This window comes from Pseudoalteromonas sp. SM9913 (assembly GCF_000184065.1).
GTDB lineage: Bacteria > Pseudomonadota > Gammaproteobacteria > Enterobacterales > Alteromonadaceae > Pseudoalteromonas > Pseudoalteromonas tetraodonis.
On record NC_014803.1, the window covers coordinates 2,668,017 to 2,686,529 of the forward strand.

The window sequence follows — 18,513 nt, forward strand, 5'->3', positions numbered from 1 at the left end:
CAACCTATTGCTTTTCAATCACCGCTTTTAAATTATTTAACGCGGAGACCGAAAAGCCACGGTCGTAAAAGTAAATAATTTTGCCACTCTCATCAAGCAGTATTACGCGGCTGTTATTCGGGTTTTCGTTACCAGTAAATGCCTGAACCTTATCGCCATCTTTGTAAATTGTGATCACCCCACCCCACAACTCTTTTGGGATCCCTTTGCGCATACCGCTATCGATTAAGGTACTAAACATGCGAGGAACCATACCCTGAATAGTGGGCAACTCATAAGCGGTCACATTCACTGCGCTCATATCTAAACCAATAAGCCAACGATCAATATCAAACTGGCTATCTTGTTTGTATCCAATTAATAACAACGTATTGGGGTTGTTAAAGTCATCAGGAATGGTGAATGACTGTTGCTCTAAGCTTTCTCCCGTCACTGAAGGAAATTGCTTACCAAGTAATGCTTGGTTTGGGTATTGGGTTGAACACCCACTAACCACTAAAACCATCACCAGTGCCATTATTGCCTTTAACATACCTCTACTCCCTCTTTTAAATAAAAACTAAAGTGAACAAATTAATTTATTACTACGTGTTAGGGTTACGATTTTAACTGTAGTTAAGATCTTACTTTCATCTAGTAAACGCCATAAATTAAAGAAAATACAATCATATGGGCTAATTTTTTCAACAATGTGCTCATTCGTTATACTTTAATATTATTACTATATTCATTTTAATTCTATACCATAGCGAAAGCGTATTTTGTTAACGTCTTACAAAGCGTTAAAGTGCCGCGCTAATTCACAGCTATAAAAGAGGGTACTATGTCGCTTGCTGTATTATTAATGTTGGCATTATTTGTCGGTTTGCTGTTCGCGATTTATCTTTTTTCGCAAAAAAGCAGCTCTTTATCTCGTACCGTTTTATTTGGCTTAGTGCTTGGTAGCACCTTTGGTTTAGCCCTACAGTTTTTATTTGCCCACTCCCCAGAAACCATTAAAGAAATACTCAGCTGGGTAAGCGTGGTGGGTAAAGGCTATGTCGGTTTATTAAAAATGATCATCATGCCATTGGTATTAATTTTTATGATTGCCGCAGTGGTAAAGCTCGAAAACCAAGGCTCTTTAGGTAAAATATCATTTATTAGTATTTCTGTTTTACTCTTTACCACAGCAATTGCCGCTTTGGTGGGTATTGCTGTCACCTATGGATTTGACCTCAGTATTGAAGGGCTTGTTTCGGGTACTCGAGAAGCCGCTAGAATGGACACCCTACAAAGCAAAGCTGCGAATGTAGCCGACTTAAGCGTGCCGCAAATGCTACTGAGCTTTATCCCTGAAAACCCCTTTGCGGATTTAAGTAATCAACGTTCAACCTCTATTATTGCCACGGTTATATTTGGTGTCCTTGTTGGTATAGCTGCACGTAAAGTAATGCTGGAAAAAACAGAACTTGCCAGCCCAATTCGTAACGGTGTAAACGCCCTACAAGCTACGGTAATGAGCTTAGTTCGCATGGTGATTGCACTCACTCCTTATGGTGTTGCGGGCCTAATGGCAAGCGTCGTGGCAAACTCTAGCAGTAACGATATTTTAAATTTACTTGCCTTTATTGTTGCCTCGTATGTGGCTATTTTATTAATGTTTGTTGTGCATGGCTTATTGCTTAGCTTTGTGGGTGTAAACCCAAAGCATTATTTTGAAAAAATCTGGCCAGTACTGACCTTTGCATTTAGCTCACGTAGCTCAGCGGCCTCCATTCCTATGAATGTCGATGTGCAAATTAACCAGTTAAAAGTACCACCAGCAATTGCAAACTTATCGGCTTCTTTTGGTGCCACTATTGGTCAAAACGGCTGTGCTGGTATTTATCCTGCGATGCTCGCAATGATGGTTGCGCCAAGTGTGGGGATAGACCCACTTACATTTGAGTTTATTTTACCGTTAATTGGTATTGTAGTTATTAGCTCGTTTGGTATTGCAGGTGTTGGTGGTGGTGCTACCTTCGCAGCGTTGGTTGTATTGCCTACCATGGGATTACCTATAGAGGTTGTGGCTTTACTTATTTCTATTGAACCCTTAATAGATATGGCACGCACTGCGCTCAACGTATCAGGCTCTATGACCTCAGGTATGATCACCAGCAAATTAATGAAAAATCAATAACACAGATTTTAATCTAATAGCCCAGCCTACGCTGGGCTTTTTTACGTCTGCCACTTTCAATGCTCTTTAGTGATTTGTTTATTTAATCATTTAACTTTAATAAATCATTTTTATAGATTGTATCAATCGGTTTATTTCGCACACGGTTTTTAGCCCCTCTACTATACTATTCGCACTGCTTAGTCATTCAAGCTTGGTAAACAACAACTTGAATGGAGTAAAAGCTCACTAATTTTTAAATTATTAGATTCTATTTTTAATAATAGTAATACGCTTTATATATAACGAAATTCGTTAACTTTAAGGAAGCTGACAATGAAAAACCGATCATTTACTAAAAAAGCACTTATTGGATTTATAAGTATGGCACTTATGTCTGGCTCTGCTTTTAGCCAAGAAAAACCACAAATGTCTAAGCCACAAGGTGCTGTTGGCATGGGTGAGGCTAAAATGGGCGCAACCAGAACAAACCAATTTTGGTGGCCAGATCAACTAAACCTATCTCCTCTTCGTGATCATGATCTACGTTCTAATCCTTATGGTGCAGACTTTAATTATGCAGAGGCATTTAACAGCCTAGATTTAGACACAGTAAAAAGTGATATTGACGCCCTACTTACGCAATCTCAAGACTGGTGGCCAGCGGATTTTGGTAACTATGGCCCATTTTTTATTCGTATGACATGGCACAGCGCAGGCACCTACCGTACGCTTGATGGCCGTGGTGGCGCAGGCGGTGGTCAACAACGTTTTGAACCGCTTAACAGCTGGCCAGACAACGTAAGCCTAGATAAAGCACGCCGTTTACTTTGGCCAATTAAACAAAAATACGGAGAAGCACTTTCATGGTCAGACTTAATCGTATTAGCAGGTAACGTTGCTCTAGAAAACATGGGATTTGAAACCTATGGTTTTGCCGGCGGGCGAACTGACGACTGGGAACCAGACATGGTTTACTGGGGTCCAGAAGTAGAAATGCTTGCCAGCGACCGTGAAGATGCTAGCGGCAAATTAGAACGCCCATTAGGTGCAACGCACATGGGTTTAATTTACGTAAATCCTGAAGGCCCTAAAGGGGTTCCTGATCCAATTGGGTCAGCTAAGAACATTCGCGTTGCGTTTTCTCGCATGGCGATGAACGATGAAGAAACACTGGCACTTATCGCCGGTGGTCACACCTTTGGTAAAATGCATGGTGCGCACAAACCTAAAGACTGTGTAGGTGCAGAGCCTGCTGCAGCCGGTATTGAAGAGCAAGGTTTAGGCTGGAAAAACAAATGTGGTAAAGGCCACTCTGAAGATACCGTATCTAGTGGTTTAGAAGGCGCATGGACACAAGCACCTACCCGCTGGTCATCACTGTACTTGAGCAACCTGCTTAACTTTGAGTGGAAACAAACTCGCAGCCCTGCAGGTGCCATTCAGTGGATCCCAACGGATGAATCGTTACACAACGCTGTACCTGACGCTCATATTAAAGGTAAGTTTAACGCACCAGTAATGACCACGGCCGACTTAGCGTTAAAATTTGATCCTGAATACCGCAAAATTGCTGAGCGCTTTTTAAATGACCCTAAAGAGTATCAACTTGCATTTGCTAAAGCATGGTACAAATTAACTCACAGAGATATGGGACCACCACGTAACTTTTTAGGGAAAGAAGTTCCTAAAGAAGACTTAATTTGGCAAGACCCAATTTCAGCAGAAACTCAATCAAACATTGATGCTGGTGCAGTAAAAGAGCTTAAAGCCGCTATTTTAGACTCAAACTTAAGTGTACCTGAGTTAGTACGTGTAGCCTGGGCTTCTGCTGCTAGCTACCGTGATTCAGATATGCGAGGCGGTGCCAACGGTGCACGCATTGCGCTTGCTCCACAAAAGGATTGGGCGGTAAATAATCCAGCCGAAACCGCAAAAGTACTTAACGTATTAAAAGCGATTCAAGCCGACTTTAATGATAGTTTCTTTAGCAAAAGCCAAGTGTCACTGGCCGACCTGATTGTGTTAGGTGGTAATGCAGCGATTGAAAAAGCAGCGAAAGATGCAGGTTACACAGTAGATGTACCGTTTAATGCTGGCCGTGGCGATGCTACGCAAGCGCAAACTGACGTTAATGCATTTAGTTTATTGGAGCTGCCTGCCGATGGCTTTAGAAACTACTTTGATGCAGAAAAAAGCTATAAGTCGCCAACTGAAATGCTAATAGATAAAGCCGATCAGCTTGACCTAACCGTGCCAGAAATGACCGTGTTAGTAGGCGGCTTACGTTCGCTTGATGCAAACTACAAAGGCACTGACTACGGCGTATTTACTGACAAGCCAGGCACTCTAAATAACGACTTCTTTGTTAATTTATTAGATATGTCGACGGTTTGGAAAAAGTCATCAGATGCGGGTATTTATCAAGGCTTTGATCGTCAATCAGGTGAGCAAAAGTACACAGCCACTTCAGTTGATCTGATTTTTGGTTCAAATTCAGAATTGCGTGCAGTTGCCGAAGTATATGCCTTTGATACATCAAAGCAAAAGTTTGTAGAAGACTTTGTTGCGGCATGGACTAAAGTAATGAACTTAGACCGTTAATAACCATTAAGTAATACAACCATAGCGCTGCAATTAATTGCAGCGCTTTTTTATTAAGCTACTTTAAAGCAACCACTCGCTCGCGCAAATCATCGGCATTAACCTTCTGTGCAGCCACCATTTCACCAATAGTCACATTGACCAACGACCACTTTGGTCTAGGCAATCGCCACTTGGTTTTTCGACTAAACATACTGCCCCATAGTCCATCTAAATGAACAGGAATAACAGGCACCGGTGTGCGCTGAATTATTTTTTCAATGCCACGGCGAAATACATCAACTTCGCCATCTCCACTGAGCTTGCCTTCAGGAAAAATTCCTACCAGCTCTCCACGCTCTAGTGCCTGAGCGATATCGTCAAAGGCTTTATTAAACGCCTTAGGATTTGCTTTTTCGCTATCAATTGGAATGGCTTTGGCCATTTTAAACAACCAATTAAGTGCTGGTGAATAATAAATAGGGGCAAACACGACAAACCGAATTGGCCTAGGTGACGCGGCTAAAATAAACATCCAATCAACAAAGCTAACATGGTTACTCACCACCACGGCAGCCCCATCATCGGGCATATTAAGCGTTCCCTTAGTGCGTACTCGGTACATGCAAATCGCTAGAATATAAATAATAAAACGTAAGAAAAACTCAGGCACTTTGCTATATATGTACAGCGATATCAGTAAATTAAGCCCTGCTAATAACAACAGTAATTGTGAAATTTCCCAGTGTAAAAGCGTTAGGGTAACAATACTTAAAACAGCGCTGCCCACCATAAATAAGGCGTTTAGTACATTATTGGCAGCAATCACTCGTGAACGGCTATCTGGGTGAGTACGCTGCTGAATAAGTGCATACAGTGGCACCGTATAAAAACCTGCAGCTATACCAATACCAGCCATCCAAATAAAGTGCCAGAGCATATCGCCGGTATTAATCACTTGTTCAAGGGTAAGCAGCGATTCATTAGTTTGGCGATAAAACTCAATGCTTGGCTCTTGGCTTAATAAATATAAAAACAAGCTAATTAAAAGCGCCCCAAAAGGCACAATGCCTAACTCAATACGTGAGCGCGATAGCTTCTCACAAAGTAAAGACCCCAATGCAATACTCAACGAAAACACCACTAAAGCTGAGGTAACCACCAGCTCATCGCCTCCCATTACATGTTTTACATAGTTAGGGAGCGCGGTTAATATCACTGCACCAATCAGCCAAAACCAGCTGATCCCCAATACTGATTTACCCACTGACTCGGTTTGTGCGTTAAGCACATTAAATACACTTTTGGTCGAGGAAATAGGATTAAGCGATACCTTTAAATTAGCATCATTCGCAGCACTTTTTGGTATAAAACGACTACTCAAATAACCAATAACCGCCAAGCTCACTATCGCGATACTGATATAAACAGGGCCTGCAGCTTGGGTTATATAATAAGTGCCAAATACGGTGCCCAATAAAATAGCCACAAAGGTGCCAGATTCAACTAACCCATTAGCTTTGGTTAATTCATGAGGAGCCACATGCTGCGGTAAAATAGAGTATTTAAGTGGCCCAAAAAAAGTGCTTTGTAAACCCATTAAAAACACAGTACCCAACATTAACCAAACCTGCTCGGTTAAAATAGATACCACGCCCACCAGCATTATTGGAATTTCGCAAAACTTTACGATGCTGATCAACTTTGATTTTTCCAACTTTTCTGCAATTTGACCAGCCATGCCCGAAAATAAAAAGAATGGCAAAATAAATAATCCCGCAGCCACGTTAGAATAAAAAGCACCATCGGCCACCGTAGCAGCCTGAAAAATTAAAATAAGGAGGATTGATTGCTTGTAAACATTGTCATTTAAAGCAGAGAAAAACTGCGTCACAAACAGAGGTAAAAACCGTTTACTACCCAGTAAAGCTCCCTGAAATTGTTGTTTATTTTCCTTCATTACGGTCTCTTAAAATTAGCTTCAGGGCTTAGATTACCACTGTGGAAAAGAAATACGAACCCACTTTTTAAGTACATGCTCAAACATATATTTAAATAAACAAAATAGCTAACCCAACAAAAATGACTAACAAATGAACAATGCGACTAAATCAATCGTATAAGTTGTTTATGAGTTGTAAATAAAACATCTATGTTCTAAAACTAAAAGGTGACTAAAAAAGGAGCATCTTTATGCCAACTACAAACACAATAGACAAAGACACTAAATTCGCACGTTGTTTAGAGTGCAACAAAGTAAATACATTTGCCGCTTTTCATTGGCTTTCGTTAGCGTTTAAGGATATGGCGCGCGCGCCCATGCTGAGCTTAATTTACGGTTTAATCTTCACACTTATTCCCGTAGCGATTGTTTACTCTGTTGTACTTACCGACAGCCACCTTGCCATACTGCCAGCCACGGTTGCATTTGCCTTAATAGGTCCTGTGTTTGCGGTTGGTTTGTACGATGTGGCTTGGGAGCTTGAAAAAGGCCATAAACCTACTTTAAGCCATTCATTAAAATCGATGTTTCGTAACCCTGTAGGTGAGTGGGGTTTTGCCGTGTTACTTATGGTAATTATGATTATTTGGATGCGCTTAGCTGCAATTGTTCATGCATTGTACCCAAGCCATGCAAACCCAACATTTGAAGAGCTTTCGGCGTTTTTAACCATAGGCAGTATTATTGGCGGTATTTTACTGGTTAGTGTGTTTTCAATTTCGGCGTTCACCCCGCAAATTATGATGGAAAGACGCGTTGATATAATGACTGCCGTGGTTTCTTCAATCCATGCAGTTAAAGAAAACTTTGCAGCCATGCTGGTGTGGTCTATTTGTATATTTGTACTTGTGGCACTGGGCTTTGCTGCGGGTGCCGCTGGATTCATTATTATTATGCCACTACTTAGTTACGCTAGTTGGCACGGTTACATTGCGGTTATTAAAACTAAAAAAGAACGTGGTTACGAATAACATTCACCCATAGTCATTTTTTATCACTTAATAAAACGCTTTAGGGTGTTTTATTAAGTGATGCCTGTTTCCCTCCTGTGAATTAAATCTGCAAAAACCTTGATCTGAATAAGGTGCAAAGCTTAAAAAGCGCGCTAATATAATGTGATATACCACACGCTTTATAAAGGAATAAACATGAGTCAAAACGTTGCAGACTTAATGACACCTAACCCATTCTCAGTGAATATAAAAAGTACTTTGCACGACGCACATAATTTAATGAAAGAAAAAAATGTTCGTCACATTCCCGTTATCGACGAAGATGGCGCATTTGTTGGCATGCTTACGCAAAAAATTATGGTCGCCAAAGTAATGGGGATCATGGCTACCTTTGGCGCAAATGCATTACAACGCAAAGAAAAACTCACAAAAGTAGAAGATATTATGGTGAGTGACTTTATTAGTGTTACTCCAACTCAGCCATTATCAGATGTGGTTAAGTTTTTTGTAGAGAATCGCCATGGCTGTATGCCTGTGGTTAGCGAGCAAGGTCAGCTAGTAGGTATTCTAACCTCTTCTGATTTTGTGCGCTTAGCTGCGGCGCTATTATCTTAACTTAATAGCACAATAAAAAACCTGCGTTTTGAATTTACTCAAAGCGCAGCTATTTTTATAAACAAATACCTACCCAGAAGCCTCTTCGTATATAGCTAAGTCACTAACAGCCTGTTATGGTAAACAGCTCTTTTCAGCAGTTATTACTAAAAGGTAATTTGTCATATGGCTAATCAATTAAATGTACTAGGAACTCGCTTACAGCTATGTTGTGGCAATGGCGGCTATACTCGCGAAGGGTTTTGCTATGTGCCAGATTCAGACTTTGGCAATCATAGTGTATGCGCCATTATGACCGACGAATTTTTGCAGTTTTCCAAGGCGCAAGGCAACGATTTAATTAGCCCTAATCCTTTGTATGATTTTGCTGGTTTAAAAGCTGGCGATAAGTGGTGCTTATGTGCGACTCGTTGGTATCATGCCATTGCTGCGAACGTTGCTCCTCCTGTTGTTCTTGAAGCAACAAACCAAAAAGCGCTAGATATTATTCCCCTTGAAGTATTAAAAGCACATCAATATACCGGGTAATGATTTGAGCGCTCAGCTTGCAATATTAAAGTATTATAACCACCCTTTATGTTTAAAAAATAAGTAAGGGGCAAAGCCCGACAGTAACATAATGCCAATTGCAAATGGATAACCCCATTCCCATTGTAGCTCAGGCATTATATTAAAATTCATACCATACACACTAGCCACTACTGTAGGCGGTAAGAAAACTACTGAGGCAATAGAAAAGGTTTTAATAATTTGATTTTGTTCAATATTAATAAAGCCTTGTGTTGAATCCATCAAAAAGTTCACCTTGTCGAATAAAAAGGTACAGTGCGACATTAAAGTTTCTATATCGAGTACAATTTCTCTAAGAGATTCGCGCTCGTCATTTTGCGCGCCTATACGGCGTATTAAAAACGAAATATTGCGTCGCGTATCCATTAAACATAAACGCACCTTACCATTAGCATCTTCTAAGCGAGCTATACGACCAACCGCCTCTTCTAAGTCTGAGTTATCTTCTTCAAGTACATAAGCACTGAGCCTCTCTAATTGATGATGCATGTCTTCGAGCATATCAGCATGGTTTTCAACTTTTTGATCAAATAAAGTGATTAATAATTGTTTTGCTGTATCGCATGCCACCTGACCTTTGCGCGCTCTTAAGCGCAGTAGTCTAAAATCAGCCAATTCCTCATCACGAATAGTAAGTAAGCAATTGTTTTGCAACAAACAAGCTACCGTTACAGTATTAAATCGCCCTTCATTAGGTGACATAAACAATGCATGCACATGTAAACCTTCATTATCGATAAAGCACCTTGACGACGTTTCAATCTCTTCTACATCTACCGAATCTGGAAAAGTTATATTGAGCGTTTTTGCAAGCGCATTTTGCTCCTGCGGTGTTGGATTAATAGTATCAATCCAATGTGCATTCTTTATGGATACTTCAACAGGGGTATCAGGTAAAGGCGTTAACTCTTTGATCACTCCTTGCTCGATGGAAAAAAACCTCAACATACACTTCTCCTTTAATGAATCTTTAAGTTGAGTATATGTAACAGGACATTAATCAACAATGATAATACCTTCATTATAACCACTATAAAGGGCACGCTATTCGCTAACACTTTAAAGTACTGCTGTTTTGCAGAATTTACAAAAAAGTGCATATTTTTCATATGCACTTAATCTTACTGCTTTATCAAGCACTATAAATAAAAATTAAACTGCTATTTTTCAGTTAGTTAAAACCATATCACTATCGGCATGACGATTGCTTCTATAAATACAAGAGGTGTTCGTTATCGCAATTTAAATACTCACTAGAGTAAAGCGAGCACTATTTTTGAAATAGTAGGAGGAATCATGAGTAACAGTAATAATGCAAATAAAGTCGCTGAATTTACCGCTCCCGGTGTAAAAAACGAATCAGCAAATAAAGCAATATCTGTACTAGAAAATCGCATGGTAGCGCTAATTGATTTACAGCTAACTTTAAAACATATTCATTGGAATGTAGTAGGTCCAAACTTTATTGGCGTACATGAAATGCTAGACCCACAAGTAGAAACCGTCCGTGAAATGACCGACACCATAGCAGAACGTATTGCCACTTTAGGCGGCGTCCCAGTTGGCACACCAAAATCGATTGTTGAGCGTCGTACATGGGAAGATTACGCCATAGGTAAAGGCTTAGTAACTGAACATTTAGCCGCATTAGACAAAGTATATAATGGCGTTAACGGTGATCACCGTAAAGCCATAGAATCACTTGCTGAGCTTGATCCAGTATCTGAAGATATGATCATTGCGCAACTTGCAGAGCTTGAGCAATATCAGTGGTTTGTTCGCGCCCACATAGAATCATCTACTGGTCAATTGAACAGCTAATTTTTAAAGCAGTCATTTGACTTACAAAGCCCAGTAACTTGCTGGGCTTTTTTGTTTTTAAACTATATTCCTCTTATTAATACACTAGAAATCCCCCTATTTAGCGCATCTAACACGTTTAGTTACTATACTTATTATTAAAGAGAACTTACTATCGACTCCTAATTATTAGTAGGGAATTTGAAGTGTTGTCGCGTCTATATAGCTTTATGCCAGGTTTGCACACCTTATTTAATTATCAACGCCAATGGTTTGCAGATGATGTTAGAGCGGCATTATCGGTTGCAGCCGTTGCTTTACCTGTTGCTATAGCTTATGCTCAACTTACAGGCGTTAATGCTGCGGTTGGCCTGTATTCTTGCGTATTACCTATGATGCTTTATGCACTTTTTGGTACCTCTAAACAGCTTATTATTGGCCCTGATGCCGCAACATGTGCGGTTATTGCAGCAGTTGTTACTCCACTTGCTGCAGGCGATAGCTTTAAACATTGGCAATTAGTGATCACCATGACCGCAATGACCGGTTTTTGGTGCTTTATTGCCAGCCGCTTTAAGCTAGGTGTATTAGCCGACTTTTTATCTAAACCAATTTTAATGGGGTTACTAAACGGTGTGGCTATTACCATTATTGTTGGTCAGTTTTCTAAAGTATTTGGCTTTACCTTTGATGAGCGCTACTTGCTTGAGCGTTTAGGTGGCGTTCCTACGTATTTATCGCAAACTCATATTCCCACCTTGCTAATGGCTTTATTTACCCTCGGCGTTTACTTTGTGTTAAAGCGCTTAAAACCTACATGGCCAGCCTCTATGTTTGCCATTGCACTAGGTGCGGTATTCGTTTGGTTGTTTAATTTAGAGCAGTTTGAAATAAAAACCATAGGCACAGTAACCGGTGGTTTGCCTGTGTTTAACACTCCAGTATTTGACGTGGGTATTATTCGAGAACTTGTTGTACCGGCACTCAACTTAGCCATAGTTAGCTTTGTCAGCATGATGCTAACGGCGCGAAGCTTTGCAGCAAAGAATGGCTACGACATCGATGCCGATAAAGAATTTAGAGCCTTGGGCATCGCTAATTTAGCGTCAGCATTATCACAAGGCTTTGCCGTTAGTGGTGCCGACTCACGCACAGCCGTGAACGACGACTCTGGCGGAAAAACCCAATTAGTTTCGATTATAGCTGCCGCTATTATTGGCGTTATCGCTCTTTTTTTAACGGCGCCGCTTGAGTTTATTCCCAGTGCTGCACTCGGGATTGTATTAATAATTGCCTCTGTTCACCTGCTTGATTTAAAGGCAGTCTGGCAATTAAAACTTAAAGATAAGCAGGCATTTTACTTAGCCTCAGCCACACTTTTTGCTGTGCTGTTTATTGGTGTTATACCAGGAATTACCCTTGCTGTATTACTAGGGTTATTTCAATTTATTCGAACTGTTATGCGCCCATCAGACACCATTTTAGGTGTGGATATAAAAGGCGTAGTAAGAAGCTTAGACGAAACAGATAAAGCCAAAGCAGTACAAGGGGTTTTTATATATCGTTTTAATTCTCCTTTAACCTATTTTAATGCCAGTTATTTTAAACGCCGCTTGTTAGAGCAATATGCAAGACAAAAAGACGACACGCAATGTGTCATTATTGATGCTGTGCCCTGCTTCACTCATCTTGATTTAAGCGTTATGGCCATGCTCGCAGACCTAGATGTGATATTTAAAAAACGAGGTATTCGATTAGAGCTAGCGGGAAGAAAACGCCAACTACTTTCTTGGTTTAAAACCGCTGGTATCGCCTCAGGTAAAGACGGTATTTATATTCATTCAGACTTATACATTGCCTTACAAAAAAACAGCGTCAGTCAGCATGTCGACGAGGTTACGATGTTTCAATCGCAAAACTCCGAAGAGATAAATGCAGGTAATAATTAGGGTTATTATTTTTCCTCAACTACACTAGATGAGTCATTTATTGTGAATGACTCTTTATAAAAACAATAGAGTGTTCAAGCATTTTAATAAATCAACACTTAATAATAAGCGTAGCCTTATTACCTTTTCTTGCTACTTACTAAACCTTAAAAATACAAACAATAGCCAGATGCAAATATCATACAGCGCAGTAAATACATAGTTTAGTCGCTAATGCGGTCGCTTTTAGTTTTAGCTAATTAGCCATAAGTTGTTTATGGCTATGGTTTATCAATTGCCGCTCACTAAACCAATGAAAGACAAAGGAGCTACCATGAAATATACATTAATAATTTTATGCTTAATTGCACTTGCAGGTTGCGATAGAGGCGTTGATTCTCCAAGAGGGTTTAGCTTACCAGAGGGAAATGCTGAAAAAGGTAAAGCCGTTTTTATAAAGTATGAGTGTTTGGCATGCCATTCACTTGCAGGCGTAGAAGATGACAGTATAAAAAAACATGACGATATTTCTATCAGACTAGGCGGTAATAAAACCAAAATAGTCACTTATGCTGAGTTAGTTACATCGGTTCTTAACCCTTCTCACCGCTTTTCGAGACCTTACAGAGCTGATGCTAGAACCCCCGATGGAGCATCTAAAATGACGGTATTTAACGACACCATGACCGTTTCTGAACTCACTGATTTAGTGACCTTTTTACAACCAAATTATAAGCTTATTCCTTATCACAGAACGAAGTACTCTGATTACAAATAAATACTTATAAGTAAACATCAACAAAAAAGCCGTTATTAAACAACGGCTTTTTATTATAGATTATGTATAACCCTATTCAGCATTAACCATGTCTTCAAACTTCATACCGGTTAATTTAGTTAGTACTTTAATTACATAAACAAAAATACCAATGAGCATGAGCATAGACGGAATAGCAATTACCGGATAACTCAATAGCGTCATTTCACCAAGCTGTTCGTTAAATTCAACGGAACCTGCAGGGCTGGTAACAATCCATTTAGCTAAGAGGTAATTCATCGTAGATGAAAACACAAAGGTCAGCGCTAAGAGGTAATTAGCATTGGTGATTTTTTGTTTAAAGCTTTGTGTATTGCCTCGTGCATCTAAGGCATCGTAAATAGTGTCTAACTTAAATAAAAGTGAGTTCAATAAAAGTTTGGCTAGCAGGGGTTTACCAAAAAAGCCCGACATCAGCACGGTAAAACCAATGATTGCCGGAATAGCTGCTTCTTTAATGGCTAACCACTCAACGTTTAGCTCAAACAAGGCAATACCACCGGTAAGCAAAGTACTTAAAAAGCCTAAAAGCGAGATGAAGTTTAATGAGCCCGCTTTTATAAAATCATAAATACCGTAACTAATAGGGAATATAAGCGCGACAATTAAACCAGCCACACTGCCTAAATATTCAGGGCCAGAAAATTTCATTAAAATGACTGAAGGGATGATGATATTAAATACTATTTCGATAAGCGGATTATTTTTTTTACGCTTATTTACGGCTTGATTATCACTGGTCATTTTTAATTCCAAAAAATATTACTGCTGCCATCAATTTTCTCCTTTGTGGAGTAAATAATGCTAAAGATTGCTTCATTGCATAATACCCGCAATGCGCTCGCTATTCTAGCATGGCACTTAGTCGTATTATTTTATTATGTAGCGCTTACTCTGCAGTAAAATAGGTATAAATTGAGACGTTAATTAAATCACTAGTCGTATTTTCAGTCCTCAAAGACTATATTAGAACTACAAAAAATAAATTAGTTTAAAGTCATGCTCAGTGGTAAGTATTTATCTACATCGTACTTTTGGTTATTTTTATTGGTGGTTTGTGTGCATCAAAAGGCCGCTGCCAAACAAATTATTGCTGTTGCCGAATTAAGTGGACTGTTTCAACACGCTGCTAATAATCAACACCAAGGGGTTTATCATGCGTTATTAACCAAAGCACTCGCAGATACAAAACTGAGTGATCAATATATAATTGAAGTCATGCCAATGAAACGCGCTAAGCTTGAGTTTTTAAAACAAACTGTTGCTTGCTATGCACCAGGTGAGGACACCTTTGATGGCTCAGAAGGAATGGCTTTACCTAAAAACATTTTACACAGCACACCTTTTAACAAAGCACTGATCAAAGTGGTTTCTAATAACCCAGAACGGATTATTTCAAACGTAGGCCAAATTAATAACAGCGATATTATTAGCATTGTTCGGGGGGTACCCAGTAGTCGTGAGTTAGATAAAATAAAAGAAAAAGCCAAAATAGTAATTGAAGTAAATAGCGAACTGGAAAGCTTACAACTTTTATTACTCGGGCGAGTAGACTTAATATTAGCGTTTTACCCCGATATTAACTTTGCTTATAAAGAGTTAAATATACACCCCCATCTACCCTATAGTAATAACTACTCACCGGTGAGCATTAACGATAATATTATTTGCCACCCAAGCTATAAAAAAGACTTTGAAAAAATAAACAAAAAAATTACCGAATATCTGCAAAACGGTGAAATAGAAATATTATTAAATGATTATTTTATTCATTAACCTCTATTTAAAGCCTGCATAGGGTTGCGCCATATAAAACTCCCTTTTACAGCTTGGAAAACCTTCTCGCTTGCTCTAGTATCTAGTTGTCTTAGCTCATAATTTGCATTTTAATGAAATCATTTCCGTCACTGTACTTTGCCAATTTATTTTTAATTATTGGTACCGGTTTACTTACTACCTATTTAGCGCTTTATTTAGGTAAACAAGGCACGTCTACGTTTTGGATAGGCTTAATGACCTCGTGTTATTACCTTGGCTTATTACTGGGTTCAAAACTTGGCTATCATCTTATTAAATCGGTGGGTCACATCAGAACCTTTGCAGCAAGTACTGCGGCGGTTACTGCCTGTGTGGCTGCTCACGGGGTGAGTGATAATCTTTATATATGGTTAGGCCTTAGGCTTTTTGTTGGCTTAGGTATGATGTGTAATTACATGGTGCTAGAAAGCTGGCTGAATGAACAGTCAGCCCCCGAATCCCGAGGTCGGGTATTCTCGTTTTATATGATCACTTCATACTTGGGCATGATTTTAGGGCAATTAGCGCTCGCACAATTTCCTGAGCTAGGTTATGCGCCGCTATTTTTAGTGTGCATGGCGTTAGCAATCGGCATTATTCCTATTTCTATCACCCGTAGAATTCACCCAAAACCCTTAAAACCCATAAAAATGAGCCTATTTGATTACGCTAAAAAAGTGCCACAATCGCTTACTGCGGTGCACTTTGCAGGCATTATTAATGGTAGCTTTTATGGTCTAGCACCTATTTTTGCCAAGTTATCAGGCTTTAACGCCGCTGAAATTGCTATTTTCATGTCGCTAACTATTTTAGCCGGCCTGCTAGCCCAGTGGCCAATGGGAATGCTCTCTGATCGTATTCGCCGCAGTTTATTAATTCGTACTAATGCCATAGCCATAGGCATTGTGAGTTTGGCATTGTTTTTATTACCAAGCTCACAGTTAATTGCTTACATACTCACCTTTATATTTGGTTTGTTTGCCTTTACTTTATATCCGCTTTGTTCGGCATTGGCCAATTCGCGAGTTGAAGACGAAGAACGCGTAGGCGTGTCATCAGCATTATTGGTTGCTTTTGGCGCTGGGGCAGCAATAGGCTCAACAGTTAACGCACAGATCATGAGCTACTTTGGTCACCAAGCATTGTATGCGTCTATTTCGCTATTAACCGTAACCATGTATTTATTACTCACGTTTATTAATTCTAAACAAAAAGTAGAACAGCCTGAACCCAGTGATTATGTGGTCGGTACGTCCGATGTAACTAACTCACCACTTGCTGCCACTATGGATCCGCGTATTGAAGAAACCACCGCACAAGATCAAATGTTGGTTGTGGATGATGAAGAAATAAATGATGCGTTTTTTGAACATCCCCAAGGGGAGCTGTTTAAAGATCTAGGAAACGAGCAAAAAAGTGCATAGCGCTTACGCTATGCACTAACAACAACTAATGAACGCTCAATAGCGCTTCACTTTCAGCCTCAATTAAATGAAGTGAATCGCCCCGAGTTCATCGGAGACCAGTTTGTTTAAGTCAGGCCACTTTACCTGACTCGTTTAAATTATCATAGTAGTCTGTTTCATATTGAGCTGGTGAAATATACCCAATTGAAGATAATAAGCGTTGATTATTAAACCAATTGACCCACTCTAACGTTGCGTATTCAACAGCATCAACATTCTTCCACGGGCCATTTCTGCGTAAGCGCGCATTTAAGCAGTGCGCTTAGCTATAATCGAAGTCTAGCTGCACATTCCACGGCATTAGGTCGGTAAAATCATCATCACCCACATCTCGATTCGGCAACGTTTTAAATAAATGCACAAAGTAGTAATACGGATTGATGTCATTAGCACGACACGTCATCACAATACTATAAAGTATCGCGCTGGCCTGAGCACCATTAACCGATTTTGAGAATAGCCAGTTTTTTCTACCAGTGGTAAACGGCCGAATATCTCGCTCAGTAATATTATTATCAATCCCTAGTTCGCCATCTTCACTATACCGCATTAATTTCGGCCATTGATTAAGCGTGTATTTTATCGCTTTGCCAATATAACTCCCCGCCGTTACTTTACCTTCGGCTTCATCAAGCCACGCTTTAAAGTGCATTAATATGGGTAAGGCTTTTTCTTGTCGTAACTGATACCGCGCTTGAGGAGATAACTGTTTGTTTTTAGCGTGGGTTTCCAGTTTATATAATTGGCTGATAAAGCTGATGGCTTTATGCGCTCGACCTTTGTTTTTCGACTCTGCTTTTAAGGCATCGTTATATTTGCGTCTAGCGTGTGCCCAGCAACCAACAGGGGTAATGCCTTCAATACCGTCATAAACACGGTAACCGTCGCACTGTAAATAGCCTTGATAACCGGCAAGAAATTCTTTTGCGCAAGCGCGACTTCGACCTGCTTGGTAATCGTAAATCACGACAGGCTCACGGCTGACCTCATTGCTGCGATAAACCCACATGTAGGAATTGCTGCTAGGGTTGTCACCTTCATCTAACACTTGTGTACGGGTTTCATCGGCACATAAACTGTGCTCACTAAGCAAGTGACGTTGCATGGCTGCCACTAAGGGGCTGATTAGCAGGCCCGCTTTAATACACCAATTAGCTAATGTTCCGCGCGATAGTTCAAGGCCGCCACGGCCCAGTATGTCAACGAAACGATAAAGCGGTAAGGCGTCGCAGTATTTGCCCGTAACAACCGCCGATAACGCTTCTGGACTCGCAATGCTGCCAGGAATAGGCTGCTTGGGTTTAGGCGCGGTGATTATTTTACTGGCCAATTGTTCATGCTCGCAATGTCTGCAAGCATATTTAAATTGTTTGTGCTTAATGACACTGACTTTCGCCGGAATAATCTTCACTTGCTCGCTGTCTTCACTACCACATTGATGTAGTTGTTCATCGCAACACTGACATGTTAACTCGGTTAAAGTGTGCTCAACCTCTTCTCGTTCAAAGTGCTCAGCCAGTATTTGTTTACCTTTCTTATGGTGTTTAGGCGGCTCAGTCGTTTTATGCTGCTCCGCTTCATTGAAGGTGCCCCGTGGGGCTTTTTCACTTTTTTTACCGTATTTTTGGGATTTACTTAACTTAAGCTCAGCAAGCAAGTGGTCAATCCGCGATTGCATTTCAACCTTATCTTCTTGCAGTGAAATTTTATCTTTTTCTAAGCCATCAAGCTTAGCCTGCATAAGTGCAAGCTGATTTTGTAGTTCGGTGATGAGAATAGTGTCTGGCATTTTAATAGCATGACACATGGGAAAGATCGTTCAAGTAAAAAAAACGATCT

The 18,513-nt window shown here is 40.1% G+C and carries 15 protein-coding genes and 1 pseudogene; 10 read left to right on the top strand and 6 right to left on the bottom strand.

Annotated elements, in window-relative coordinates:
- Positions 1-4 precede the first annotated feature (4 nt).
- On the bottom strand, positions 5-532 hold the full coding sequence (locus PSM_RS12215; protein WP_013465779.1) for a hypothetical protein: 528 nt from the start codon (positions 530-532) through the stop codon (positions 5-7).
- A 291-nt stretch (positions 533-823) separates the two neighbouring features.
- On the opposite strand from PSM_RS12215, the gene PSM_RS12220 reads away from it, so the two are divergent.
- Positions 824-2,164, top strand: a complete 1,341-nt coding sequence (locus PSM_RS12220) for an L-cystine transporter (protein ID WP_013465780.1) — start codon at positions 824-826, stop codon at positions 2,162-2,164.
- A 315-nt stretch (positions 2,165-2,479) separates the two neighbouring features.
- Complete coding sequence (gene katG / locus PSM_RS12225) at positions 2,480-4,747, top strand: catalase/peroxidase HPI (RefSeq protein WP_013465781.1); 2,268 nt, start codon at positions 2,480-2,482, stop codon at positions 4,745-4,747.
- A gap of 58 nt (positions 4,748-4,805) precedes the next feature.
- Here katG and PSM_RS12230 read toward each other — a convergent pair whose 3' ends face one another.
- A complete protein-coding gene (locus tag PSM_RS12230) occupies positions 4,806-6,686 on the bottom strand; it encodes an MFS transporter (protein WP_013465782.1) in 1,881 nt (626 codons plus the stop codon).
- Positions 6,687-6,919: 233 nt separating this feature from the next.
- On the opposite strand from PSM_RS12230, the gene PSM_RS12235 reads away from it, so the two are divergent.
- From PSM_RS12235 to PSM_RS12245, 3 genes are all read left to right on the top strand, one after another.
- On the top strand, positions 6,920-7,699 hold the full coding sequence (locus PSM_RS12235) for a DUF2189 domain-containing protein (protein WP_013465783.1): 780 nt from the start codon (positions 6,920-6,922) through the stop codon (positions 7,697-7,699).
- Between the two features lie 177 nt (positions 7,700-7,876).
- A complete protein-coding gene (locus PSM_RS12240) occupies positions 7,877-8,296 on the top strand; it encodes a CBS domain-containing protein (protein WP_013465784.1) in 420 nt (139 codons plus the stop codon).
- Between the two features lie 165 nt (positions 8,297-8,461).
- Complete coding sequence (locus PSM_RS12245) at positions 8,462-8,824, top strand: DUF2237 family protein (protein ID WP_013465785.1); 363 nt, start codon at positions 8,462-8,464, stop codon at positions 8,822-8,824.
- A 33-nt stretch (positions 8,825-8,857) separates the two neighbouring features.
- Here PSM_RS12245 and corA read toward each other — a convergent pair whose 3' ends face one another.
- Positions 8,858-9,814, bottom strand: coding sequence for a magnesium/cobalt transporter CorA (gene corA, locus PSM_RS12250; RefSeq protein WP_013465786.1), 957 nt, complete (start codon positions 9,812-9,814; stop codon positions 8,858-8,860).
- Between the two features lie 348 nt (positions 9,815-10,162).
- Here corA and dps point away from each other — a divergent pair, with 348 nt between their 5' ends.
- From dps to PSM_RS12265, 3 genes are all read left to right on the top strand, one after another.
- On the top strand, positions 10,163-10,687 hold the full coding sequence (gene dps / locus PSM_RS12255; protein WP_013465787.1) for a DNA starvation/stationary phase protection protein Dps: 525 nt from the start codon (positions 10,163-10,165) through the stop codon (positions 10,685-10,687).
- A 185-nt stretch (positions 10,688-10,872) separates the two neighbouring features.
- Positions 10,873-12,615, top strand: a complete 1,743-nt coding sequence (locus tag PSM_RS12260) for a SulP family inorganic anion transporter (protein ID WP_013465788.1) — start codon at positions 10,873-10,875, stop codon at positions 12,613-12,615.
- 313 nt (positions 12,616-12,928) lie between these two features.
- A complete protein-coding gene (locus PSM_RS12265; RefSeq protein WP_041695873.1) occupies positions 12,929-13,372 on the top strand; it encodes a c-type cytochrome in 444 nt (147 codons plus the stop codon).
- Between the two features lie 72 nt (positions 13,373-13,444).
- Here the strand turns inward: PSM_RS12265 and PSM_RS12270 are convergent, their stop codons facing one another.
- Positions 13,445-14,155 (bottom strand): VC0807 family protein, encoded by a 711-nt coding sequence (locus tag PSM_RS12270; protein ID WP_013465791.1) that lies wholly within the window; start codon positions 14,153-14,155, stop codon positions 13,445-13,447.
- Positions 14,156-14,410: 255 nt separating this feature from the next.
- Between PSM_RS12270 and PSM_RS12275 the strand changes: the two genes are divergently transcribed.
- Positions 14,411-15,187 (top strand): hypothetical protein, encoded by a 777-nt coding sequence (locus tag PSM_RS12275; RefSeq protein ID WP_013465792.1) that lies wholly within the window; start codon positions 14,411-14,413, stop codon positions 15,185-15,187.
- A gap of 113 nt (positions 15,188-15,300) precedes the next feature.
- Entirely contained in the window at positions 15,301-16,632 is a 1,332-nt protein-coding gene (locus PSM_RS12280) for an MFS transporter (protein ID WP_013465793.1), read from the top strand.
- Positions 16,633-16,744: 112 nt separating this feature from the next.
- Here the strand turns inward: PSM_RS12280 and PSM_RS18460 are convergent.
- Positions 16,745-16,915: pseudogene (locus PSM_RS18460) on the bottom strand (IS3 family transposase); the annotation flags it as partial.
- Positions 16,916-16,936: 21 nt separating this feature from the next.
- A complete protein-coding gene (gene tnpC / locus PSM_RS12285) occupies positions 16,937-18,481 on the bottom strand; it encodes an IS66 family transposase (RefSeq protein ID WP_013465794.1) in 1,545 nt (514 codons plus the stop codon).
- Between the last annotated feature and the right edge of the window lie 32 nt (positions 18,482-18,513).